Source organism: Klebsiella sp. BIGb0132 (genome assembly GCF_024810075.1).
Taxonomy (GTDB): Bacteria; Pseudomonadota; Gammaproteobacteria; order Enterobacterales; family Enterobacteriaceae; genus Klebsiella; species Klebsiella terrigena.
Genome location: NZ_JANUDW010000002.1, coordinates 845,646 through 869,715 on the forward strand (window position 1 = coordinate 845,646; position 24,070 = coordinate 869,715).

The following is a 24,070-nucleotide window of genomic DNA, read 5'->3' on the forward strand; positions in this document are numbered from 1 at the left end:
GCTGTACCCACATCACCAACCCTGAAACGGAGTTGCAAAGTGAATACACAATTAAAACGCAGCAACGTGCGTTACGGTATTTTATTATTTCTTTTTTTGGCCACCGTATTTAATTATGCCGACCGCGCCACGCTGTCGGTCGTCGCACCGATTATGAGTAAAGAGCTCGGGTTCGATCCGGAGGCCATGGGCCTGGCTTTTTCCGTGTTCGGTATTTCTTATGTGATAATGCAAATCCCCGGCGGCTGGCTGCTGGATAAATACGGCTCGCGGCTGGTGTACGGCTGCGCGCTGATCGGCTGGTCGGTGGTGACCATGTTCCAGGGGACGATCTTTCTGTTTGCCAGCCCGCTGGTGGTGCTGGTTATTCTGCGCCTGATGATGGGCGCGATAGAAGCCCCGGCCTTCCCCGCCAACAGCCGCCTCAGCGTGCAGTGGTTCCCGAATAAAGAGCGCGGGTTTGTCACCTCGGTATATCAGGCGGCGCAGTATATTTCGCTGGGTATTATCACACCGCTCATGACGATCATTCTGCATAATTTAAGCTGGCACTATGTTTTCTATTATATTGGCGCCATCGGGGTGGTCCTGGGGATATTCTGGCTGGTTAAGGTGAAGGACCCGTTACATCACCCGGAAATAAATCAGCAGGAGCTTGAATATATTCGCGAAGGCGGCGGCGAGCCGGAGCTAGGCTGCAAAAAAACGCAGCACAAGTTAACCCTCGCGCAGATTAAAAGCGTCTGCGTAAACCGCATGATGATCGGCGTCTATATCGGCCAGTTCTGCGTTACCTCCATTACCTGGTTCTTCCTGACCTGGTTCCCGACCTACCTTTATCAGGCTAAGGGAATGTCGATGCTGAAGGTCGGTTTTGTCGCCAGTATTCCGGCCATTGCCGGGTTTATCGGCGGCCTGCTCGGCGGGCTGTTTTCCGACTGGCTGCTTAAACGCGGCCACAGTCTGACCACTGCCCGCAAGATACCGGTCATCTGCGGCATGCTGCTCTCCTGCGTCATCGTCGTCGCTAACTATACCGCTTCTGAGGTCGTGGTTATCGCCGCCATGAGCCTGGCCTTCTTTGCAAAAGGCTTTGGCAATCTCGGCTGGTGTATCCTCAGCGATACGTCGCCCAAGGAGATGCTGGGTATCGCCGGCGGGGTCTTCAATATGTGCGGCAACCTCGCGAGCATCATCACGCCGCTGGTCATTGGGGTCATTATTGCCAATACCCACTCGTTTGATTACGCCATTCTCTACGTCGGCTCGATGGGCGTGCTCGGCCTGCTCTCCTATCTGTTTATCGTCGGGCCGCTGGATCGTATCAACCTGACGCCTCGCGCGGCCTGATTATCAAACCTGGCGAGAGTTCGCCCCCGCTGTTTCGCAACACACTCCTGCGAAACAGCGGCTTTTTAGTAGGTAATCCCCGGCGGATTGACCACCGACTGCGTTACCGCCTCCCCCTGTTCCCCCCAGCGCGCCAGCACCTGCTGGTATTCGCCGCGGGCTATCGCCCCGTCCAGCGCCGCCTGCAGCGCGTACACCAGGCCGCTGCCCTTTTTGGTGGTGGTGGCAACGTAAGCCTTTTTCGGCCCCAGGCCGACGACTTTGGTCGTGCCGGTCAGCGCCGCTTTGTAGGCCGCCACCGACTGCGGGCCAAAGAACACGTCGGCGCGTCCGGACTGGATATAGAGATTACCCGAGGCGTCGTCGGTGAGGTACACCGGCAGCGCCGGCTGGCGCCCCGCCGCTTCGTTCTCGGCGTTCCAGCCGAGCAGAATACGCTCCTGGTTAGTGCCGGAGCCGACGATCACCTTCCGCCCGGCAAGATCCGCCGCGCCGCTCACCCGGTCTATCGGGCTGGTGGATTTAACGGAAAAGGCCAGGGAATCGACGCGATAGGTGGCGAAATCGAATTTCTGCTTGCGCTGCTCGGTCACCGCGATATTCACCAGCGCCACGTCGTAACGCCCGGAGGTGATGCCCAGCGGCCAGTCCTCCCACGCCGTCGGCACCAGCCGGAGCCGGAGCCCCAGGCTGCCGGCCAGCAGGCGGGCGATATCCGGATCGCTGCCGATGCGCGTGCGGTTATCGCTCGCCAGCAGCGCCAGCGGCGGTGAATTCAGCGCCGAGATAGCCACCGTCAGCGTCCCGGGCTCAACGAAGCGATAGTTCGCCGGGATCTGCGCAATCGCCCGGCTGTCCGCCGTCACCGGCAGCGGCCGCTCGTTGGCCCGCAGGTCAATCTCCGCCTGCGCCCCCGCCGGAATAATACCCATCATTAATGCCAGAAGTCCTTTTCTCATGCCGGAAGCACCTTCGATAAAAATTGCCGCGTGCGCTGATGCTGCGGATGGTTAAGGACCTCATCGCTGCTGCCCTGCTCAATGATTTTACCATCGACCATAAAGACCACCTGATCGGCGACCTCACGCGCAAAACCAATCTCATGCGTCACCACCACCAGCGTGGTGCCGGAGCGCGCCAGCTTCTTGATAACGTCAAGCACCTCGCCCACCAGCTCAGGGTCCAGCGCCGAGGTTGGCTCGTCAAACAGAATCACCCGCGGCTTGAGGGCCAGCGCCCGGGCGATGGCAATGCGCTGCTGCTGACCGCCGGAGAGATGCCGCGACCAGGCATCGGCTTTGTTGCGCAGCCCCACCACGTCGAGCAGATCGTAGGCCTGCTCGATGGCCTCCTTGCGGCTGGCCCGTCCGTGGGCAATCGGCGCCTCAATCAGGTTTTCCAGCACCGTCAGGTGCGGGAACAGGTTGAAGTTTTGAAAAACGTAGCCGACGTTCACGCGCTGGCGGAGGATCTCTTTTTCCTTCAGCTCGTACAGCCTGTCGCCCTGGCGGCGATAGCCGATATAGTCGCCATCAATTTGGATAAAGCCCTCATCAACCCGCTCGAGGTGGTTAATGGCCCGCAGCAGAGTGGATTTCCCCGAGCCGGAAGGCCCGAGGATCACCGTTACCGTGCCGGGTTCTATCTCCAGGGAGACATCGTCCAGCGCCTTATGGCGGCCAAAATATTTGCTGACGCCGGTAATCGAGATGTGGCCGTTATGAGAGTTGGGCATGGACGGGCTCCTGCGGCTGCGGTGAACGAGAGGCTTCGGCAACGCGAGTGCGGCGCGGGCTGTTTACCGCCGAGCGGCGCTCGCTGCGCGCCAGCGCGCGTTCAACCAGATATTGGATAAGCGACAGGACGCTGGTGATCGCCAGGTACCACACCGCGCCGACCATCAGCAGGGGGATCACTTCCTGGGTGCGGTTGTAAATCATCTGGATGGTGTAAAACAGCTCCGGCATCGCCAGGACGTAGACCATCGCCGTCCCCTTGGCGAGGCTGATAATTTCATTGAAGCCGGAGGGTAAAATGGTGCGCAGCGCCTGCGGCAGAATAATGCGCAGGGTGCGCCGCCACGCCGGCAGGCCGAGCGCCGCCGCCGCTTCATACTGACCGTGATCGACGCCGAGGAAGCCGCCGCGAATAATTTCCGCGGTATAGGCGCTCTGCACCAGCGTCAGCCCAACTACCGCGGTGGAGAACTGCCCCAGCACGTTGATGGTTTGATAGCTGCCCCAGCTGATGCTGGTAAAGGGAACACCGAGCGACAGCGTGTCGTACAGATAGGAGAAGTTGTAGAGAATAATCAGCACCACGATCAGCGGCAGCGAGCGGAACAACCAGATATATCCCCACGAAAGGCTGCTCAGCAGCCACGAGGAGGAGAGCCTGGCCAGCGCCAGCAGTCCGCCAAAGATCACGCTCAGCACGGTACCGAGCAGGGTCAGCAGCAGCGTTTGCCCAAGCCCTTCGAGAATAACCGGATCAAAGAACCAGCGCGCGAAGACCGCCCACTCCCAGCGGGGGTTAAAGGCCACCGACTGCACAACGACGGCCAGCACCAGCAGCGCCAGCACCGCGCCGACGGCGCGCAGCGGATAGCGCGCGGGGATAACTTTTATCGTTTCAGATGTTTTCATCGTTGCTCCTCAGGCGCTCTGGCCTAGCGCGCTAACCGCCAGCGCTTTGCTAAACCGCAGCCGTCCGTCATAGGGCGGCTGGCTGTACTCTTCCGGGTTGCGGTCGAGGTCGAACTGCGGCTCATAGCCCCGGCTCAGATAGAGCTTCACCGCCTCCGGCTGACGAAAGCCGGTGGTCAGGTAGATATGGCTGTAGCCCGCCAGCACCGCCCGACGCTCCAGCTCCTGCACCACCTTCGCCGCCAGCCCCTGCTGGCGCAGCGCGTGGTGGGTCCAGATGCGTTTAATTTCGGCGGTGTTGGCGTCTTTGGGCTTGTAGGCGCCGGTGGCGATAATCTCCCCCTCGCGCTCGAGTACGATAAACAGCCCCTGCGGCGCCAGATACCATTCGGTTAGCTCAACTTCGGCATCGCGGGAAAAATAGTCCCCGTAGCGCGAAGCGTACTCGGCAAACAGGCCGTCAATAACCGGCTGCAGCTCGGGGGCTTCGGGTGAAACATCGCGGAATACGTCGCTCATACTGACTCCTGTTAATCGCCCAGTCCGGCCGGATTAATCTCTGACTGCGGGATGCTCTCGACGCCTTCCCCCCAGCGGTTAAGCACTTTGGCGTAGTCGCCGCTCTGGATAGCGCCGTTCAGCGCCGTCTGCACCGGAGTGACCAGGCCGCTGCCCTTTTTCACCGTCACCGCGATATGCGCCGCCTTCGGCCAGCCGCCGTCGACGCTGCCAACCAGTTTGGTTTTGCCGGTGAGCGCCGCTTTCCATGCGCCAATCACGTTGGGGCCAAAGAAGGCATCGGCGCGACCGGACTGCAGGGCGAGGGTCAGCGCGGCGTCATCCTTGGTGTAGATCGGGGTAAAGGGCTTCAGCCCTTTCTTCAGATTCTCCGCGTTCCACGCCAGCAGAATGGCCTCCTGGTTGGTGCCGGAGCCGACGATAATGCGCAGGCCGGCAATCTCCTCCGCGGTGTCAATTTTGTTCAGCGGGCTGGTGCTCTTGACGTAGAAGCCCAGCGAATCCTTGCGGTAGGTGGCGAAATCAAACTTCTCTTTGCGCTCTTTGGTCACCGTAATATTGCTGATCGCGGCATCATATTTGCCGGAGACCACGCCGAGCGGCCAGTCCTCCCACGAGGTCGGGACCACGTTCAGCTGCAGACCGAGGCTATCGGCCACCAGGCGGGCGATATCCACCTCGCTGCCGAGCAGGGTTTTGTTATCGTCAGAAAAGACGGTGAGCGGCGGCGAGTTCAGCGCCGCGACCGCGACGGTGAATTTTCCCGGTACCGCAAGGCGCAGATCCTTCGGCAACTGGGCAATCGCCTGCGGATTTTTTGCCGTATGCACCGGCGCTTTGTTGGCTTCGAGGCTGACCCCGGTGCCGTTGATATTGACGTTCTGCGCCCACGACGAAGCGCTTGCGGCCAGGGCGAGCGCGAGGATAAGTGACTTTTTCTGCATAGCGGGTGTTCTCTTATTCTTGTTTATTGTTGTTGGAATTGATTGACCGGCTCGGCCAGCCCTAAGCTTGCACGCAGGGTGGTGCCGGGATACTCCTCGCGGAACAGCCCCCGCTGCTGCAGAAGCGGCACCACCTGGTCAACAAAGCGCGGGAAGGCGTCCGGCGTGCCGCCCTGGATAATAAAACCGTCGGCGGCCCGCTGTTCAAACCACTGCTGCAAACCGTCGGCGACCTGCTGCGGCGTTCCGGAAAAGCGCGGACGCGGGCTGGCGGCTTCCAGCGCCACCTGGCGCAGGGTCAGGCCGCGCTCGCGGGCGCTGCGCTTGATCTCATCCGTGGTGCTGCGAAAGCTGTTTTGTCCGAGATCGCCGATGTCCGGGAACGGCGCATCAAGCGGGTACTGCGCAAAGTCGTGATGTTCGAAATAGCGTCCGAGGTAGTTCAGGGCATCCTCAATCGAGACCAGCGCGGCGGTAGTCTGATACTGCTGCTCCACGTCTTCGGCGCTGTCGCCCACGATGACGCTGACGCCCTGGAAAATATGCAGCGAATCTTCCTGACGGCCGTACGCCGCGAGCTGGCCTTTAACATCGCGATAAAATGCCTGCGCCTCCTCAAGAGAGTCCTGATGGGTAAAAATGGCGTCAGCATGGCTCGCCGCCAGCTTTTTCCCATCATCAGAAGCGCCTGCCTGAAATATAATGGGGCGCCCCTGCGGCGTGCGGGCAATATTCAGCGGACCGGCAACCTTAAAAAAGTCGCCATGATGATCGAGGGCATGCAGCTTATTTTTATCAAAGAACTGGCCGCTGGCCTTATTGCGCACGAAGGCGTCCTCTTCCCATGAATCCCACAGCCCTTTAACCACCTTTAGATATTCATCCGCGATGCGATAGCGCAGCGCATGGTCGGGATGCTGAGCGCGGGAGAAGTTTTTTGCCGAGCCCTCCAGCGGGGAGGTGACGACGTTCCAGCCCGCCCGGCCCTGGCTGAGATGGTCGAGGCTGGCGAACTGCCGCGCGGTGGTAAAGGGCTCGCTGTAGGAGGTTGACAGCGTACCTACCAGGCCGAGGTTGCGGGTCACCGCCGCCAGCGTGGAGAGCACCGTCAGCGGCTCAAAGCGGTTTAAAAAGTGCGGGATGGATTTCTCATTAATATACAGGCCGTCGGCGACAAATATAAAGTCGAGCTTACCCTCTTCGGCTTTTAACGCCGTTTGCTTAACAAACTCAAAATTAATGCTGGCATCCGCCTGCGCTAACGGGTGACGCCAGGCGGACATATTTCCCGAGGCGCCGTGTAATATGGTGCCAAGACGCAGCTGTCGTTTTTCAGACATAGTTCACCCTTCCCTTGCCGGTAATTAAAATTTAAATTTGCTGTAAGGCCCGTTCCGCCAGGGTCGCAAAATAGCGCGCCGCCGGGGCGATTAAATTCTCATCCGGATTAAATCCGGGATGGTGAAGACCGAATTCGCTGGCGCTGCCGATGCTGACAAAGGCGCCGGGAATATGCTGCAGGTAGACGGCAAAATCTTCCCCGCCCATATGCAGGTCCGCGTGATGGGTACGGTAGCCGACGTCGTCGGCAACCTCGCTGGCAAACGCCGCCCAGCGCTCATCGTTCACCAGCGCCGTTGGCCCGGAGTACCAAAAAACGTCGATCTGCGCGCCGAAGGCGCTGGCAAAACCGGCGGCGATTTCGCTTACCCGCGCCTTCACCTGCTGCTGCACTTCGCTGCTGTGGGTGCGCAGCGTCCCTTCCAGCTCCACGCTCTCCGGCAGAACGTTCCAGGTGTTACCGCCCTGGATCCGCGTCACGCTCAGCACCACCGAATCAAGGGTATTAACCTCCCGGCTGGCAACGCTCTGCAGCAGGGTGACCAGCTGGCTGGCAAGCAGGATGGCGTCTTTGCCCTCGTGCGGTCGCGCGGCGTGAGCGCCTTTGCCGGTGACCTTAAAGACGAAGCGATCGACGTTGGCATAAAAGGCGCCGCCGCGGGTGGCGAACTCTCCTACCGGCAGCCCCGGCTCGTTGTGCATCCCGAAAATGGCCGTCACCCCTTCCAGAGCGCCGGCGCGGATCAGCGTTTTGGCGCCGCCAAAGCTCTCTTCCGCCGGCTGGAACAGGATCCGCACCCGGCCCGGCAGCTGCGCTTCGCGCTCTTTGAGCAGCAGCGCGGCCCCCAGCATCACGCTGGTGTGGATGTCGTGGCCGCAGGCGTGCATCACGCCTTCGTTTTGCGAGCGATACGCGAGGCCAGTCGCTTCTTCGATCGGCAGCGCGTCAATATCCGCCCGCAGGGCTATGAGCTTTTCACCGCTGCCTACCTCCACCACCAGGCCGGTTTTCAGCTCGTAGGGCAGCAGGCGCAGGCCGCCGCTTTGCAGCCAGTCGCGGATGCGCGCGGTGGTAGCCACCTCCTGCAGGGAGAGCTCCGGGTACTGGTGCAGCTCGCGCCGCCAGCGGATCAGCTGTTCAGCAAAGCTCATGGCAGCACCTCCGCACCCTGATGGGCCTGGGCCAGCAGGCGCAGCGAGTTGAGCCGCGCCTCACCTTCGGCGACCGGCGTATCGATGATGAATTCGTCTATGCCCCACTCCGCGTGCAGGGCGTCCAGCTGCGCTTTGACCTCCTCGGCGGTACCGGCCAGCAGGGAGGATTCGCGGCGGGCGATGCGCGTCGGGGCGCTCCCCGCCTGGCGGGCAAAGGCGATCCCCTGAGCCTCGCTGCCAACGGTCACCCGCTGGCCGTTTTCCAGCTCGACGCCCCAGACCTCAACCTGCCGCGCGAGATCCCGCGCCGCCGCGCGATCCTCAGCGACGATCGCCTGCACGGCGATAATGGCATCCCGGCGGCTCAGCGTGCGCCAGCGGGTCAGCACCTCGCGAAGCAGTGCTTTATCGCCGTTAAGGTGGGCGGCAAAGACAAAGTTCCAGTCAAGCTGGGCGGCGAGACGAGCGCTCTCAAGGCTGGCGCCGAGCAGGAAGCCGTCCGCCCGCCGCGGCGGAATAGGCGTCGCCCGCACGCTCTCTTCACCTTCAGCCTCGGTCAGCGACAGCCAGTTATCAAGCTGGGCCAACTGGTCGGCAAAGGTGCCTTTATCTTCCTGATTCAGCCCCTGCTGCAGCGCGCGGGTGGAGAGCGGCAGGCCGCCGGGCGCTTTGCCGACGCCAAGATCCACCCGGCCCGGCGCAATAGAGGCCAGCAGGTTGAAGTTTTCCGCGACTTTATAGGGACTGTAGTGCTGGAGCATCACCCCGCCGGACCCGACGCGAATCTGCCGGGTCTGGCCGAGGATCCAGGCGATCGCCAGCTCCGGCGACGGGCTGGCTAATTGATCGGTATTATGGTGTTCGGCTATCCAGAAGCGATGATATCCCCAGGCCTCAGCCTGTTGCGCAAGGGTTAAAGTTCGGGTCAGCGCCTGAGCGGCCGTTTCCCCAGCCGCAAGCGGACTTTTATCCAGAATACTGATTCGATAAGACATTTCGCAGACTCGTATTAACTAACGTGTCTGCATTATTAGAATCTGGGGAGGCGACTGAGAAACAATTTATTTACATGTGCTCTGCCGGAAAATAGATATACGGGCTTAATGCTGAGCAGGCTGCGCTGTCAACTGGCGGAGAAAATCCTCCGTCTGACGCCGGTTACGCAGGCGCACAAAGCGGATATGCTGCCAGGCCGGGTCGGCCATATCGGCAAGGTAGCGCTGGCGATTGTGACGCCAGGTTTTGATGGTCCACCAGATAATGGATTCGCGGCTAAAAAAGGAGCGACGGAAGCTTTCGCAGTTGCCGGTACCGGGCCATAGCTCCTGATGGCGGCTGGCGCGGGCGGCGGCGCGACACACCGCCTGCCGCAGCGTGCGGCAGAATCCGTAGTCGAGCCAGACCACCAGATCGACATCGCGCCATTTGATCTGCCGGCTGCGGTTATAGTTGCCGTCCAGCACCCAGCCCGGCGCGGCGGTAGCGGCGGCTAATTTGGCGAAGAACGCTTCGTCCGGCGTGCCCTGCCACTGCGGAAGCCAGTAGAGCCGATCCATTTCGATACAGGGAAGCGCCAGCTGCCGGGCAATCCGCCGGGCGAGAGTCGATTTTCCGACGCCGCTGGTCCCTACTACGTTTATTTTCATCCTGCGCTCTCAGCCGTCCTTTGGGGTAAGAATATTAACCCACAAACGGCCGCGTCGGGGATGAAAATTCGGGCTCAGCGCCTGCGCTACCCGGCTACGGTCGCGTTTAGCAGCCCTGGTACTGCTCGTCGCTGACGTGCTCCTGCCAGGTCACCGGGCTGCCGTTCTCCGCTTCGGCGATGGCAATATGCACCATCGCGGTGGTGCTGCTGGCGCCGTGCCAGTGCTTCACGCCCGGCGGGATCCACGCGATATCGCCCGGGTTCAGCGCCTGCGGCTCTTTGTCCCACTCCTGCAGCCAGCCGCGTCCCTGGACCACAATCAGCGTCTGGCCCAGCGGATGCGTATGCCAGGCGGTACGCGCGCCGGGCTCGAAGGTGACCGTCGCGCCGCCCACTTTCGCCGGCTCGGTGGCCTGAAAAGGCGCGTCGATACGCACGTCGCCGGTAAACCAGTCTGCGGGACCTTTTCGTGATGGCTGTGAGCCGCTGGGGCTAATATTCATGATGCTCTCCTCTTAGGTGTTGCACTAAAGATAGCGCAAGCCGCGGGCCGCGATTAGACTGCAAAATAAGAAAGGAACCATGAGCCAAATTCATTAATCCGGAATAACGATGCTTAAAGATAATATTAACGACCTGCTGTCGTTTATGGTGGTGGCCCGCGAGCGCAGCTTTACCCGCGCCGCCGCCCAGCTCGGCGTTTCCCAGTCGGCGTTGAGCCACGCCATGCGCAATCTGGAGGCCCGGCTCGACGTGCGCCTGCTGACCCGCACCACCCGCAGCGTCGCGCCAACCGAGGCCGGCGAAAGGCTGTTTCAGCGCCTCGGCCCGCATCTGCAGGAAATTGAGCAGGAGCTCAGCGCCCTGCGCGACACCCGTGAGCATCCGGCCGGCAATATCCGCCTTACCGCCGGCGAGCACGCCGCCAGCGCGGTGCTCTGGCCGACGTTGAAACCCTTTATGCTGCAGTATCCTGACATTCATATCGAAATTACCGTTGATAACGGCCTGACCGATATCGTCGATGGGCGCTTTGACGCCGGGATCCGCCTCGGCGAACAGGTGGCGAAGGATATGATTGCGGTGCGTATCGCCCCCGATATGCGCATGGCCGTCGTCGGCTCTGCGGACTACCTTGCGCGCTACGGCACGCCGCAAACGCCCTATGAGCTCGACCGCCACCGCTGCATTAATATGCGCTTACCGACCCTCGGCGGCATTTATGCCTGGGAGTTTGCGCAGGAGGGGCGCGAAGTGCGCGTCCGCGTTGATGGACAAATCACGCTAAACAGCCTTCCGCAGCGCATAGATGCCGCCGCCGCGGGCCTCGGACTGGCCTATGTCCCGGAGGATTCCGTTGCCGAAGCTCTCGCCGACGGCCGGCTAGTGCGGCTCCTCGAAGCCTGGACTCCCTCCTTCACCGGCTACCATCTTTATTACCCCAGCCGCCACCAGCACACCGCCGCTTTTTCCCTGCTCGTGGACGCGCTACGACGCTGAACCCATTGATATATAAGCAAGTGCGGTGCAGACATGTTTTACGTGCGTCACTATCACGTTGCGTGTAGGATGCTGCGCCATGCTCTGCTTATCTCCTACGCCAGAATGATGAGAAAGCCAGCATAACGTGCTGCCAGTCGGCGGTGCGGGGACCACTCATGGACATTGACAGGAAAATGGGTACATCAATGAATACAAAACACAACGCCGCGGCCGAGCATCAGGCCGCAAAACGTCACTGGCTCAACTCGCAGGAGTCGGGTTACCACAAGGCAATGGGCAACCGTCAGGTGCAGATGATCGCCATCGGCGGCGCAATCGGCACCGGTCTGTTCCTCGGCGCAGGCGCGCGCCTGCAGATGGCGGGGCCCGCGCTGGCCCTGGTGTATCTGGTCTGCGGCCTGTTCTCCTTCTTTATCCTCCGCGCGCTGGGCGAACTGGTGCTGCACCGGCCCTCCAGCGGCAGCTTCGTCTCCTACGCCCGCGAATTCCTCGGTGAAAAAGCGGCCTACGTTGCCGGCTGGATGTACTTTATCAACTGGGCGATGACCGGCATTGTCGACATCACCGCCGTGGCGCTCTATATGCACTACTGGGGCGCCTTCGGCGACGTTCCGCAGTGGGTCTTCGCCCTCGGCGCGCTGGCGATCGTCGGCACCATGAATATGATCGGCGTGAAGTGGTTTGCCGAAATGGAGTTCTGGTTTGCGCTGGTCAAAGTGCTGGCGATTGTTGCATTCCTCGTGGTCGGCACCATTTTTCTCGGCAGCGGAAAACCGCTGGACGGCAACGCCACCGGCTTCCACCTGATTACCGATAACGGCGGCCTGTTCCCACACGGCCTGATGCCGGCGCTGGTGCTGGTGCAGGGGGTGGTGTTCGCCTTTGCCTCCATCGAACTGGTCGGCACCGCCGCCGGGGAGTGCAAAGAGCCGCAGACCATGGTGCCGCGCGCGATCAACAGCGTGATCTGGCGTATCGGCCTGTTCTACGTCGGCTCCGTGGTGCTGCTGGTGCTGCTGCTGCCGTGGAATGCCTATCAGGCGGGGCAAAGCCCGTTCGTCACCTTCTTCTCGAAGCTCGGCGTGCCGTACATTGGCAGCGTGATGAATATCGTGGTCTTAACCGCGGCGCTCTCCAGCCTCAACTCGGGCCTGTACTGCACCGGGCGCATTCTGCGTTCGATGTCGATGGGCGGCTCCGCGCCGCAGTTTATGTCGAAGATGAGCCGTCATCAGGTGCCTTACGCCGGGATTCTGGCGACGCTGGCGGTCTACGTCATCGGCGTATTCCTCAACTATCTGGTGCCGTCGCAGGTCTTTGAGATCGTGCTCAACGTGGCTTCGCTGGGGATTATTGCGTCTTGGGGCTTTATCGTGGTTTGCCAGATGCGGCTGCGTAAAGCGATTAAGGAAGGTAGAGCGGCGGAGGTGAGCTTCAAAATGCCTGGCGCGCCGTTTACCTCCTGGCTGACCCTGCTGTTCCTGCTCAGCGTGCTGGTGCTGATGGCCTTCGATTATCCAAACGGCACCTACACCATCGGTTCAATTCCGCTGATTGCGGTGCTGCTGGTCGCCGGCTGGTTTGGCGTTCGTCGCCGGGTGGCGGCGATTCATAGCACCGCGCCGGGCGCGCAGACGGCGCAAAAATAGCGCGATTGCGGTTTGGCCGAAACCGGTCAAACCGCACTTTTCAACGACGATCCAGGCTTAGTTATCTTTCACCAGCTGCGAAACGTCGCTGCTGTTAATTTGACGCTGGTTGCCCGATTCGTCGGTGTAGCTGGTCATGCCAGTATCTTTATCCAGCTGTGGCTTGCCGTGGGTCACAATGGTCTGCCCACTTTTCGTTGTCATCACGTAGTTTGACGTACAGCCCGCCAGTAAAGCCAGCATCGCGCCGGCGCACAGAACCATAAATGGCTTATTCATATCGTCTCCAGAATGATTACCACTCTCCCGCAGCAGGCGGGAAAGCACTGATTATAAAGCCATTAGGTTAATACGGCTAACAGGTGATTGTAACAGAGGGTGATTCAGGCGAGCAGGAGGGGTCTCCCCCTCCGCTACATCTTTACAGCGCGATGCGGATAACGTCATCCGGCTGAGTGGCTTCTTTCTGACGGGTTGATTCCTGCTTCACGCTGACGTACAGCGTTTTACCGTCGGCGGAGAGCGCGAGGCTGTTAGGATAGGTTGGCGTTTTGATGGTTTTGACGACCTTGTAGGTTTTACCATCGATCACGCTGACTTCGCCGGCCTTACGGTGGGTCACGTAGGCTTCATTGCGGGTTGGGTTGAACAGCACCGCCAGCGACTCCGGCGCGGCGATTTTCTCCAGCACCTTGCCGTCGCGCAGATCGACAACCAGCACTTCCGGCTGCTTGCCGTCGGTGACAAAGGCGCGATGGCCCGCGGTGTCGAGGCTCAGGTTCAGGTAGAAGTGCTCCTTACCGTCATCCTGCAGCTTTTTACGGCTCAGAATTTTGTTGCTGTCGCTGTCGATAGTCAGCAGCTCGCCGTCGGCGTTGGTGGTGTAAATGCGCTTCGCGTCAGCATCAACCGCCAGCCCGGTCGCCATCGCGCCGGTGTTGGTAATGGTCTCTTTCAGGGTCAGCTTGTCGCCATCAACCACCCAGATAACGCTCTCTTTACCCAGCCCGGTAATATAAACGGTGTTGGTCTTCTCATTCACCGCCAGCTCGCGCGGCGCCAGCGGACGCACGGTTTCGCTGCGCTTGCGGGAGTCAAGCACCAGACGGCCTTTCACGGCGCCGGTTTTGGCGTCAATCGCGGTGACGGTGCTGTCGGTGGTGTTGCCAAACCACAGCGTCTGGGTAGCGTTGTTGATCGTCGCCCCGAACGGCTTGAGGTCGTTATGGATAACCTGAGTGACCTCCAGCGTCGTCGGGTCGAGGCGATAGACGATCCCGCCTTTATCCAGTGAACGACTTTGCGAAGTCGCGACCCATAGCGCATTTTCCTGCTGGCTATAAGCCATCTCGTATGCGCCCTTTCCAACCGCCTTGCGCAGCATTTCTTCCGCCGCGTGAGCGCTGAAGCTCCCCGCCAGCAGCAGTGAAGTTAACAACAGTGAACGGCGCAGACGCGGCGTGGACAGATGACGTAATGACATGACGACTCCCTTTGATAAAACAAATATGTGCCTGCTCGACAGTGCTTCCGTGACGTAAAGTCATGGCTTTACGCTATTTTATAAATGCGAATAGTAATCATTATTTAACACAAAGTGGAGCGTTAATTGCGCTCGCGGGCGAAAAAAATAGCCAATAGTTGCCATTATTTAACTAAACTTCCGTTAATAATTTTCAAAAAATTACAAAAGAGTTAACATATAGAGATATGTTCCGTTTGGTTCGTTTTGCGAGTGTTTCCATGAAAATCCTTTCCGTGCGCACGGTTGCGCTTCCCGCCCTCCTTTTGCCGCTGGTCGCTATGGCTCAGTCCAGCCCAGAAGGCGAACAGACGATGGTTGTTACCGCTGCCCCAACGACGGTCTCCGAACTCGATACCCCCGCCGCCGTCAGCGTGATTGACGGCGACGACATGCGCCGCGCCGCGCCGCGGGTCAACCTTTCCGAGTCGCTGGGCGCGGTGCCCGGCCTGCAGGTGCAAAATCGGCAGAACTACGCTCAGGACCTGCAGCTCTCGATTCGCGGCTTCGGCTCTCGCTCCACCTACGGCGTGCGCGGGCTGCGGATCTACGTTGACGGCATTCCGGCCACCATGCCCGACGGCCAGGGGCAAACCTCCAATATCGATATCGGCAGCGTAGAGTCGCTGGAGGTTCTGCGCGGTCCCTTCTCCGCGCTGTACGGCAACTCCTCCGGCGGGGTGATTAACGTCACCAGCCAGAGCGGCAGCCAGCCGCCGACCATCGAAGCCAGCAGCTATTACGGCAGCTTCGGTACCTGGCACTACGGCATGAAGGCCACCGGCGCCGTCGGCGACGGTACTCACGCCGGGGACGTCGATTACATCGTGTCGACCAACCGCTTCACCACTCACGGCTATCGCGATCACAGCGGCGCGCGGAAAAATCTCGCCAACGCGAAGCTCGGCGTGCGTATCAACGACGTCAGTAAGCTGACGCTGCTGTTCAACAGCGTGGATATCAAAGCCAACGATGCCGGCGGCCTAAGCTACGACGAGTGGCAAAGCAACCCGCGCCAGTCGCCGCGCGGCGATCAGTACAACACCCGCAAGTCGACCAAACAGACCCAGGCCGGTTTGCGCTACGAGCGCCAGCTAAGCGAGCGCGACGACCTGAGCGTGATGATGTACGCCGGGGAGCGTGAAACCACGCAGTATCAGTCGATTCCACGCGCGCCGCAGCTTAACCCGAGCCACGCGGGCGGCGTGATTGACCTCACCCGCCACTATCAGGGCATCGATACCCGCTGGACCCACCGCGGCGAGCTGCTGGTGCCGGTGACCTTCACCACCGGGCTTGATTACGAAACCATGAGCGAGCGCCGCAAAGGGTTTGAAAACTTCGTGATGGCCAACGGCGCGCCGCAGTACGGCGAAGAGGGCAACCTGCGCCGCAACGAACGCAACCTGATGTGGAATATCGACCCTTATCTGCAGACCCAGTGGCAGCTGACGGAGAAACTGACTCTCGATGCCGGGGTGCGCTACAGCTCGGTGTGGTTCGATTCAAACGATTACTACATTACCCCGGGCAACGGGGACGATAGCGGCGACGCCAGCTACCACAAATGGCTGCCGGCGGGTTCACTGAAGTATGCGCTGACCGATGCGTGGAACGTCTACGCTTCCGCGGGCCGCGGTTTTGAAACGCCGACCATCAACGAGCTCTCCTATCGCTCCGGTAACCAGGGCGGCCTGAACTTTGGCCTGCAGCCCTCAACCAACGAGACGTTTGAAATCGGCAGCAAAACGCGGATCGGCAACGGCCTGTTCACCGCCGCCCTGTTCCAGACCAATACCGATAATGAGATTGTCGTTGACGCCAGCAGCGGCGGACGCACCAGCTATAAAAACGCCGGCAAAACCCGCCGTCAGGGGATGGAGCTGGGGCTGGATCAGCAGTTCGCTGAGAACTGGCGCCTGAAGGCCGCCTGGACCTGGCTGGACGCCACCTACCGGACCAACGTCTGCGATGACGCCAGCTGCAACGGCAACCGCATCCCGGGGATCGCCCGCAACATGGGCTACGCCTCGTTTGGCTATCAGCCGGATCGCGGCTGGTACGCGGGCAGCGATATTCGCTACATGAGCAATATCATGGCTAACGATGAGAACACCGCTAAGGCGCCGTCGTGGACCGTCGTTGGGCTCACCAGCGGCTATAAGTGGAGCTACGGCAACATGGATATGGACGTTTTCGGCCGTATCGATAATCTGTTTGACCGCAGCTACGTCGGGTCGGTGATCGTCAACGAGTCCAACGGCCGTTACTACGAACCGGCACCGGGACGTAACTACGGCGTTGGCCTGAACCTCGCATGGCGATTTGAGTAATACCCAGCCGCCGCCCGGAGAGTCACGCCGGGCGGCGGCGTTAACGCGCCGCTCCGGCTACGACCTCATCGTCCCTCTTCGCCCCGGCAAGCACGGACCAGGCGGCAAGCCTACATACGCCAGCCTGTAGTCGGGAGATTCGTCTTCCCCCATCATCATAATGCGGCGTGCATCACGCTTTGTTTTATCCTCCCTCGTCTGTTGTGCTCCCTGGCGTTACCCTTATCACAAATATCGCCCATAAAAAGGAGCCGCTATGGCACTGCCAATCATCCTTGATTGCGACCCGGGTCATGATGACGCCATCGCTATCGTTCTCGCCCTCGCCTCACCCGAACTGGACGTCAAAGCCATCACCTCCTCCGCCGGTAACCAGACGCCGGAGAAAACCCTGCGTAACGTGCTGCGCATGCTGACGCTGGTGCAACGCCAGGATATTCCGGTGGCCGGCGGCGCGCGTAAGCCGCTGATGCGAGAGCTGATCATCGCTGACAACGTTCACGGCGAAAGCGGGCTTGACGGCCCGGCGCTGCCGGAGCCTGATTTTGCCCCACAGAACTGTACCGCCGTCGAGCTGATGGCCAAAACGCTGCGCGAAAGTCCGCAGCCGGTGACGATTGTCGCCACCGGCCCGCAAACCAACGTCGCCCTGCTGCTGAACGGCCACCCGGAACTGCACGATAAGATCGCACGCATCGTGATGATGGGCGGCGCGATGGTGCTCGGCAACTGGCAGCCCGCCGCCGAGTTTAATATCTACGTCGACCCGGAAGCGGCGGAGATCGTCTTCCAGTCGGGTATTCCGGTGGTGATGGCCGGGCTGGACGTCACGCATCGGGCGCAGATTCATGACATGGATATCGAACGTTTCCGCCAGGTCGGTAACCCGGTAGCCACCATTGTTGCCGAGCTGCTCGACTTCTTTATGGAGTATCACAAGGATGCTAAATGGGGATTCACCGGCGCCCCGCTGCACGACCCCTGCACCATCGCCTGGCTGCTGAAGCCGGAGCTGTTCACCTGCGCTGAGCGTTGGGTGGGCGTGGAAACCCAGGGGAAATACACCCAGGGCATGACGGTGGTCGATTATTACTTCCTCACCGGTAATCAGCCGAATACCACGGTGTTGCTGGATGTCGACCGGGAGGGTTTTGTCGACCTGTTAGCCGAGCGGCTGGCGTTTTATGGCTGAATCAGGGGTCTGCGGGACTTTGAGAACTGCGATACTGCCTTCTGGATAAAGACGTGCCGACAGGAAGCGTCGGCAGTTTGCAGCGTATCAGGCGATGAGTTTGTCAGAGTCAGGGCATTTACACAGAATCGTGTACAGGGTCAGAATAACGTCTTTATCTTATTCTCTCTGTTACTTTTCTGCCTTACTTTCCGAACGGTCAAAAGTCGCCAGGGCGAACACGCACGCTACGGCTGATCGTGTCCCAGAAGGCAATAATTTCCCCCTTGCTGTAAGAGGTTGGCGGCATGGAATCATTCTCCAGGGTCAGAATAAAATTGGGGGTCTTGTAGCTGGCCGTCATTTCATTGATGAACATATCAAAGCCGTAACGCGGCTCGTCTTGAGATGCCTGTAAACCCGTTGCCAGAAACTCCTGCGCCTGCAGTCCGTTCACACTAAAAGCCCCTTTTCTTTCCACGTGGCCACGGTACAAGTTACTCTCTATCTCACCAGCTCTCTCCAGCACCGTGTCTTTTTCACGCGTAAAGTTATCAGTGGATAGAATAATTCTGATATGTTCCAGCGTCTTACTTTCAAGCCCCACGGAGATATCCTCCCGTTCCCTTGCCGTCGGGTCGGTGGCAATAAACGCATGGGTGATACAGGAGCCGGGCTTTGTCGGAATGACGTCATTACCCCTGCCGCTGATCCTCGCCATCAGCAACTGCATCTGACTGACATCTTTTGCGACGTAATTCTGAATTGGATCACCATTGCGTTGCCTTTCATAACGTGAAGCTGAATCATTGACGGTCTGCTTCTGTAGCTTGATAACCACGCCGTTGGTATACAGATACCCTTCCAGAATACGCATTGCGTCCGCAGCGCCTTCGTTTTCATTCCTTTCAAAAATTAAACCATCCATACCCCCTGGCAACGGCCAAACTTTTTTCAAAAAGGGCATATCCTGAGCATCAATAGTTTCGCTTTCTCGCAGAGCATTTTCACGTAATGCTATTAACTGCACAAAACCCGGATGATACATCTTCTTCGTCACAAGATAGGTTTTATACATGTCTTCTGGTCTGGATATTACCGCCGCCCAGATATTTTTATCCAGCGGAGCAGAATCATTATAAGCCGTAAAGGATGATGGCAACTCGAGCAGATAGCGCCCGACGCAGTAAGGTTTCATTTCAGCGTTTATCTTGTTCATAGTTTCCTGCTGTGAAGGTGTCAGTGTCTGCGGTGATGGGTTATAAGAGCGGAAATATTGATATAATCCATATCCCGCTACGATGAAGGCAGCCAGGATAATTGCTTTGTTTTTTATATTATTCATGGTAAGCAAGCCCTGTATTTTTCACCTGCTGTGCAATTCTTATAATTGACCGCAGGGTAAACCAGCGCACATCCATGGTGTTGTCAGATTTATACGCTCCCTCATGGTCAACGCCCACACCGAGCTGGGCCTTTAACTTCGGAGAATTGAGCGCTGCCCCTCTGACCGGCACAGTGCCGTCACCGTCCTCCACAGGAGGCAATAATTCATATTTGCGGATAACATAACCCTGGTCGGGTATCCCCAGCGTTGCATAGCGGATGGCCTGATTAAATTTGTCCGCCGGGTAGAAGATTCCCCCCCGTTCACTGACCTGCGAGCGGTAGGCTTCCGGGGCATATTTTCCGCTTACGTCCTTCCAGTGCAGTTCTGTATATGAAGGGTATTTCTTCCCGTCATTACCATAAAAAGCATAGGTATGTTCATGGTAATGCCCATTAAGTTTCTCTATAAACGTACTGACATGATTGTTAATAATATTTTTGAAATATTTCCAATCTTGTTCCAGCAATACCTTATCCCCGCTTTTATTTTCTGGATTAATAAAACGTTCCTCGCATAATCCCCACCACGCCGATCGCTGGATGTAGATTTCCGTGTACGGGTCAGTCTCCGGCAAAGACTGCTTAAGGCCCTCGATGTGAAACCACCCCATACCGTACCCCTTGCCAGGTAGAAGCTGTAGAGGACCCGGCGATTGTGCCAGTACAGGGGTCATTTCAGCGCCGCTGCTGCCAATCACCAAACCTGTCGTCCCCGCCTCACCGGCTTTCATCCGCTTATAGGCCATTGGGGCACCGCGGTCCGGCATCACCCCGTGTACAATACCCAGGATATTTTTCTGCCCGTAATTACCTTTCAGCAGTTCCGAATAGTAGCGGGAGACGAGCCCCCCCATCGAATGGGTCACCAGGATAACCTTTTCGCATTTGCGCCCGCTGGCTTTGTAACTGTTAATGATCTTTTCAATACGATCGGCCAGTGCTTGCGCAGAATCCACATTCGACTGCAGCCAGTTATAGCCGACCGCATGAACCGGAAAGAGATACTGATAGCTCAAAGCCACTTCGTCCGGGGTCAGATTACTCTCACCGATTTCTGCCCCCAATGGTTTATCCAGCAGCCTCTCACGTAAGGTGAGTCGATCATTTTTGCTGGTCTTATTTTTTAACATTGTCTGGTTATCGTTCAGCGCCTCCTGGAGCCAGGGCAGGAAGGTGCCGTAGCTCATCGCCCCCACTTCACCCCAGCCCCTCTCCCGGCGAGATTTAAAAAGCAGATGCTCTTCCGGGCTTTCAGTCTCAATTTTCCCGCTGGGATCGACGACGGTTTTAGTGGGATCCAGTAATTTTTTTCTTTCCTCAGCGCCCCGCACTAACCATGCTTTTATGCTCCATGTTCCATCGACCTTCCAGATAGACTTGCCGTCAGAACTCATTAAGTTACTCCCCATCACCCCCGGTAAAAACACAACCGGGATGACTCTGTCCGGCATCTTATAAAGTTTGAGCCATTGCTCCTTGTCTTTCGGCGTGGCAATGACCGTATAGAGGGGGTGACCAAACTTGTCGTAGCCCAGCAGGACGTTATTGTTTTCGGTGGTTTCACTCATCCGTTAGTCCTCATCCTTCAGGTTTATCTGTATTGACGCAGGATCCATTACGCTCTGTTTTTCCCCACGACCAGATGCAGAGGCCACTAACTCCTGCACGCTGCCATCGCTGTACGTCAGGCTGATTTTCTGACCCGCAACAGGTTTATCAGAATAGGGCCACCGTACTTCAGGACCCATTTCAAATTCGCTGCTCTCCCAGCTCTGTATCGCCTGGCTCATACTCTACCCGCCAAACTTCTGCCACACCGCCGCCCGCTGGATGATTTTGTCCGGTGCCGCGCACTCCACCATCCCGTCCGCTAACGCCCATGCCCTCCACCTGGAAGTGCGGAATATCAAACTGACGCTGTTTTGGCCACCGCCGTCAAAGAGGGTATTTTTAACGATAACTTTCCTTTTGGGGAGATATTCGTAAAGGACTGCGCCGAAGCTATTTTTATTAACATTGAACATTTCTCCTCCGGATAATGGCGCAATCATCTGACCGTGATTTAAATATTCTGGAATCATTAATTCAATGGATAACCCCGTATTCTTTATCGTCCTGAATGAATGAAAGCCAATGCTTATATTCATGCACGAGTCTGGCACCTCACCCTGGAAACGTTCAGTCATCCAACCATCCCTCTGCTTATCGCCATGCACGATTTCACGCTTCGATTATCTGGAGGTGATAATAGAACAACGACTATTAAAAGATCAAAGATAAATACAATTAAACCAAAACAATAAAACCCTAGGGCTTTTCGCTTAATTATTAATAATGAATTAAGCTAGAGTATTAGAAAAACAAACCATCACCACCCAAAATAAACAATCATTTATATCGAAGAAGAAAACACAGTCAGAGCATTGTTAAAAATAATATTTTAGATTGATGTAGGTCAATGTTTTAAAAACAAAAATACCGATTAATAACAAAGAGCAATATATGAAGAGTGAGATATTCAAAAGAGAGATGAAACATGGAATAAACGGATTTGACACCTTAAAAATATGATCGTAGGCCCTGTCTGTCCGTTCATCAATGACCATTCATTTGGTCTGTCCGGGTTGGTTCGATCAGAGGCAGGCAGCACCGTTAATTTCAGTCGCATGACTGACATACACCGTTTATACAGGAAAATATTCAAGGATAACGGATCCAAGAGCCGTTATGACTACTGGCTATCAAGTCCAGTCTTCATAGCCATTGTCATGGATCCAGACTATGCCGCCAGGGCATTTTTCCGTCAGAAACCAAATGCCATCAAAAGCATCCTCTTCCATCTCTTCCTGACTTCTGGGGAATTTTTCACGATACAGGGAAATTTGCTCGTCGATACTTCCGTCCAGATATTCACCTCGACTTGCGAATTTTATCTTTCCTTCCAGAACAAGGCGCCCCATAACTTCAAAAATATATATAACAGTGAGTTACGTGATTTATGAACCTTGCCGACCCTCGCCCCGGCGCGCGGCGGCGCCGGGGCATAAGCGTTACTCGTCCGGCGAAACGCGGACAACGACTTTACCGAAGTTTTCACCCTTCAGCAGGCCGATCAAAGCGCGCGGGGCGCTCTCCAGTCCGTCGATTTGCTGCTCGCGGTACTTGATTTTACCTTCCTGCACCCAGCGCCCCATCTCCTGCTGGAACTCGGCGATACGGTGGCCGTAATCCTGGCCAATAATAAAGCCCTGCATCCGAATCCGCTTTTTCAGCAGCGTGCCCATCAGCAGCGGCAGACGGTCCGGCCCGTCGGGCAGCGCGGTCGCGTTGTAGCCGCTGACCAGGCCGCACACCGGCACCCGCGCCGAGGTATTGAGCAGCGGCAGCACCGCATCGAACACCTTGCCGCCGACGTTTTCATAATATACGTCAATGCCCTGCGGGCAGGCCTGCGCCAGCTGTTCGGCAAAATCAGGTGCCCGATGGTCGAGGCAGACGTCAAAGCCCAGCGTCTCGACCGCATAGCGACATTTTTCGCTGCCGCCGGCAATCCCGACGGTGCGGCAGCCTTTAAGCTTAGCAATCTGCCCTACCGTCGCGCCCACCGGCCCGGTGGCGGCGGCGACCACCAGCGTCTCGCCGGCCTTCGGCTGTCCAATATCCAGCAGCCCCATATAGGCGGTAAAACCGGGCATGCCCAGCAGGCCGAGCGCCCAGGACGGATGCTCCGGCTGCGCGCCCAGCTTCACCAGTCCGCTGCCGTCAGACAGCTCATAATCCTGCCAGCCGCCGTAGCCCAGCACCCACTCCCCGGGCGTAAAGTCAGCATGATTTGACGTCACAACCCGGCTCACCGTGCCGCCCACCATCACCGCGCCGATGGCGACAGGCGGCGAGTAGGACGGCGCATCGCTCATGCGGCCGCGCATATAGGGATCTAAAGAGAGAAACACGGTGCGAAGCAGCACCTGTCCCGGGCCCGGAGACGGCACATCGCCCTCTTCCAGACGGAAATTTTCCCCGGTCGGCTCGCCGTGTGGACGAGAAGCCAGCACCCAGCGACGGTGACGTTGCGAATTAAAAGCCATAGCAAACTCCTCTTTTAAAGACCTGTACTGAGGCTAGCCGCAATTACCGCCGCCTGCATTGGCATTATGAGGCAGATTGATTCAGCCTGACGACCAGATAGATGCAGGAGGAGGCGGATTCATTGATAAAGCGGCAATCGTTCGGCGGCCCCAGCTCCAGGCAGTCCCCCGCCTGCATTTCATGGCGCGTGGTGCCTTCGACAAACACCAGCTCGCCCTGCTGCAGCCAGATCAGCTGGCGCGCCAGCGCATAGGAGGCCGCGGGCATCGGAACATCGCTGCCGGCGGGAAGTTCCACCTGCACCAGATCGATAGGCAGGTCGCTGCGCGGCGAGACGTGACGGCGCAGATAGTGGCTCTGCGGATCGCGCCACACCGGCTGGTTGGCAAAGCGCAGCAGCTTACCTTCCTGCATCTCCGCCCGGGCGATCAGCGTCGACATGCTGATGCCAAAGGCGCCGGAAAGACGCCCGAGCATTGATGCCGTCGGGCTGCTCTCAGCGCGTTCGATTTTGTGGATCATCGCCCGCGACGCGCCGGCCCGTTCCGCCAGCTCGCTCAGGGACCAGCCTCGGGACTCTCGTTCGATCCGAATGCGGGCGCTGATACGCTGATTGATATTGTCTTCGATAGTATTCATAGCGTAGCACTATAGTGTATGGCAGGCGGCGTAACAAGGTGATGAAAGCTAAGGCGTTTGCACGGCTCTGATTCACGCCTCTTCGCCTGAGGCCGCGCCGGCCAGGGCCGCATAGCAAAAAATTATGCCTAAAACAGATGACAGCGTCGCGTACATTATTGTAATAATATCGT

Annotated in this window: 22 protein-coding genes and 1 pseudogene; 5 read left to right on the top strand and 18 right to left on the bottom strand. The window is 58.1% G+C overall.

Annotated elements, in window-relative coordinates:
- Positions 1–39 precede the first annotated feature (39 nt).
- Positions 40–1,350: an MFS transporter gene (locus tag M2416_RS10905; protein ID WP_259223818.1), complete on the top strand. Its 1,311-nt coding sequence runs from the start codon at positions 40–42 to the stop codon at positions 1,348–1,350.
- A gap of 65 nt (positions 1,351–1,415) precedes the next feature.
- On the opposite strand, the gene M2416_RS10910 is transcribed toward M2416_RS10905, so the two are convergent.
- The 9 genes and pseudogenes from M2416_RS10910 to M2416_RS10950 all read right to left on the bottom strand — a co-directional run bounded on the left by M2416_RS10910 (position 1,416) and on the right by M2416_RS10950 (position 10,105).
- Positions 1,416–2,282: a transporter substrate-binding domain-containing protein gene (locus M2416_RS10910; protein ID WP_155397543.1), complete on the bottom strand. Its 867-nt coding sequence runs from the start codon at positions 2,280–2,282 to the stop codon at positions 1,416–1,418.
- A gap of 23 nt (positions 2,283–2,305) precedes the next feature.
- Positions 2,306–3,085, bottom strand: a complete 780-nt coding sequence (locus M2416_RS10915; RefSeq protein ID WP_041145377.1) for an amino acid ABC transporter ATP-binding protein — start codon at positions 3,083–3,085, stop codon at positions 2,306–2,308.
- Complete coding sequence (locus M2416_RS10920) at positions 3,069–3,995, bottom strand: amino acid ABC transporter permease (RefSeq protein ID WP_259223819.1); 927 nt, start codon at positions 3,993–3,995, stop codon at positions 3,069–3,071. Before M2416_RS10920 ends, M2416_RS10915 begins: the two co-directional genes overlap by 17 nt.
- Positions 3,996–4,004: 9 nt before the next feature.
- On the bottom strand, positions 4,005–4,514 hold the full coding sequence (locus M2416_RS10925; protein ID WP_259223820.1) for a GNAT family N-acetyltransferase: 510 nt from the start codon (positions 4,512–4,514) through the stop codon (positions 4,005–4,007).
- A gap of 11 nt (positions 4,515–4,525) precedes the next feature.
- A pseudogene (locus M2416_RS10930) lies at positions 4,526–6,798 on the bottom strand (NtaA/DmoA family FMN-dependent monooxygenase).
- 31 nt (positions 6,799–6,829) lie between these two features.
- A complete protein-coding gene (locus tag M2416_RS10935; RefSeq protein ID WP_259223821.1) occupies positions 6,830–7,951 on the bottom strand; it encodes a M20 peptidase aminoacylase family protein in 1,122 nt (373 codons plus the stop codon).
- The gene (locus M2416_RS10940) at positions 7,948–8,949 is read right to left on the bottom strand and encodes an LLM class flavin-dependent oxidoreductase (RefSeq protein ID WP_076947236.1); all 1,002 of its coding nucleotides are present in this window, start codon (positions 8,947–8,949) and stop codon (positions 7,948–7,950) included. Before M2416_RS10940 ends, M2416_RS10935 begins: the two co-directional genes overlap by 4 nt.
- A 105-nt stretch (positions 8,950–9,054) precedes the next feature.
- Positions 9,055–9,600, bottom strand: coding sequence for a P-loop NTPase family protein (locus tag M2416_RS10945; protein WP_041145370.1), 546 nt, complete (start codon positions 9,598–9,600; stop codon positions 9,055–9,057).
- A 106-nt stretch (positions 9,601–9,706) separates the two neighbouring features.
- On the bottom strand, positions 9,707–10,105 hold the full coding sequence (locus M2416_RS10950) for a (R)-mandelonitrile lyase (RefSeq protein ID WP_259223824.1): 399 nt from the start codon (positions 10,103–10,105) through the stop codon (positions 9,707–9,709).
- A gap of 109 nt (positions 10,106–10,214) precedes the next feature.
- Between M2416_RS10950 and M2416_RS10955 the strand changes: the two genes are divergently transcribed.
- Positions 10,215–11,102, top strand: a complete 888-nt coding sequence (locus M2416_RS10955; RefSeq protein WP_259223826.1) for a LysR family transcriptional regulator — start codon at positions 10,215–10,217, stop codon at positions 11,100–11,102.
- Positions 11,103–11,290: 188 nt separating this feature from the next.
- The gene (gene ansP, locus M2416_RS10960; RefSeq protein WP_259223827.1) at positions 11,291–12,754 is read left to right on the top strand and encodes an L-asparagine permease; all 1,464 of its coding nucleotides are present in this window, start codon (positions 11,291–11,293) and stop codon (positions 12,752–12,754) included.
- A gap of 57 nt (positions 12,755–12,811) precedes the next feature.
- On the opposite strand, the gene M2416_RS10965 is transcribed toward ansP, so the two are convergent.
- Together M2416_RS10965 and yncE are read right to left on the bottom strand one after the other, a co-directional pair.
- Positions 12,812–13,033: a YgdI/YgdR family lipoprotein gene (locus M2416_RS10965; RefSeq protein WP_041145366.1), complete on the bottom strand. Its 222-nt coding sequence runs from the start codon at positions 13,031–13,033 to the stop codon at positions 12,812–12,814.
- Positions 13,034–13,175: 142 nt separating this feature from the next.
- Positions 13,176–14,237 (bottom strand): 7-bladed beta-propeller protein YncE, encoded by a 1,062-nt coding sequence (gene yncE, locus M2416_RS10970; protein WP_076947241.1) that lies wholly within the window; start codon positions 14,235–14,237, stop codon positions 13,176–13,178.
- A gap of 260 nt (positions 14,238–14,497) precedes the next feature.
- On the opposite strand from yncE, the gene pqqU reads away from it, so the two are divergent.
- A complete protein-coding gene (gene pqqU, locus M2416_RS10975) occupies positions 14,498–16,609 on the top strand; it encodes a TonB-dependent receptor PqqU (RefSeq protein ID WP_259223829.1) in 2,112 nt (703 codons plus the stop codon).
- 256 nt (positions 16,610–16,865) lie between these two features.
- Complete coding sequence (rihA, locus tag M2416_RS10980) at positions 16,866–17,801, top strand: pyrimidine-specific ribonucleoside hydrolase RihA (protein WP_259223831.1); 936 nt, start codon at positions 16,866–16,868, stop codon at positions 17,799–17,801.
- A gap of 199 nt (positions 17,802–18,000) precedes the next feature.
- On the opposite strand, the gene M2416_RS10985 is transcribed toward rihA, so the two are convergent.
- The 7 genes from M2416_RS10985 to M2416_RS11015 all read right to left on the bottom strand — a co-directional run bounded on the left by M2416_RS10985 (position 18,001) and on the right by M2416_RS11015 (position 23,897).
- Positions 18,001–19,125 (bottom strand): T6SS immunity protein Tli4 family protein, encoded by a 1,125-nt coding sequence (locus M2416_RS10985; protein ID WP_076947243.1) that lies wholly within the window; start codon positions 19,123–19,125, stop codon positions 18,001–18,003.
- Positions 19,118–20,737 carry a lipase family alpha/beta hydrolase gene (locus tag M2416_RS10990; RefSeq protein ID WP_259223834.1) on the bottom strand — a complete coding sequence of 540 codons (1,620 nt, stop codon included), beginning with the start codon at positions 20,735–20,737 and terminating at the stop codon, positions 19,118–19,120. The genes M2416_RS10985 and M2416_RS10990 overlap by 8 nt, the downstream gene beginning before the upstream one ends.
- A 3-nt stretch (positions 20,738–20,740) precedes the next feature.
- Positions 20,741–20,959 carry a hypothetical protein gene (locus M2416_RS10995; protein WP_259223835.1) on the bottom strand — a complete coding sequence of 73 codons (219 nt, stop codon included), beginning with the start codon at positions 20,957–20,959 and terminating at the stop codon, positions 20,741–20,743.
- A 3-nt stretch (positions 20,960–20,962) separates the two neighbouring features.
- Entirely contained in the window at positions 20,963–21,355 is a 393-nt protein-coding gene (locus tag M2416_RS11000; RefSeq protein ID WP_259223836.1) for a type VI secretion system contractile sheath small subunit, read from the bottom strand.
- A gap of 555 nt (positions 21,356–21,910) precedes the next feature.
- Positions 21,911–22,129, bottom strand: coding sequence for a DUF596 domain-containing protein (locus M2416_RS11005; RefSeq protein WP_083708739.1), 219 nt, complete (start codon positions 22,127–22,129; stop codon positions 21,911–21,913).
- 90 nt (positions 22,130–22,219) lie between these two features.
- Positions 22,220–23,257, bottom strand: a complete 1,038-nt coding sequence (locus M2416_RS11010) for an NADP-dependent oxidoreductase (protein ID WP_123707796.1) — start codon at positions 23,255–23,257, stop codon at positions 22,220–22,222.
- Positions 23,258–23,321: 64 nt separating this feature from the next.
- Positions 23,322–23,897, bottom strand: coding sequence for a helix-turn-helix domain-containing protein (locus M2416_RS11015; protein WP_259223841.1), 576 nt, complete (start codon positions 23,895–23,897; stop codon positions 23,322–23,324).
- Positions 23,898–24,070: the final 173 nt, after the last annotated feature.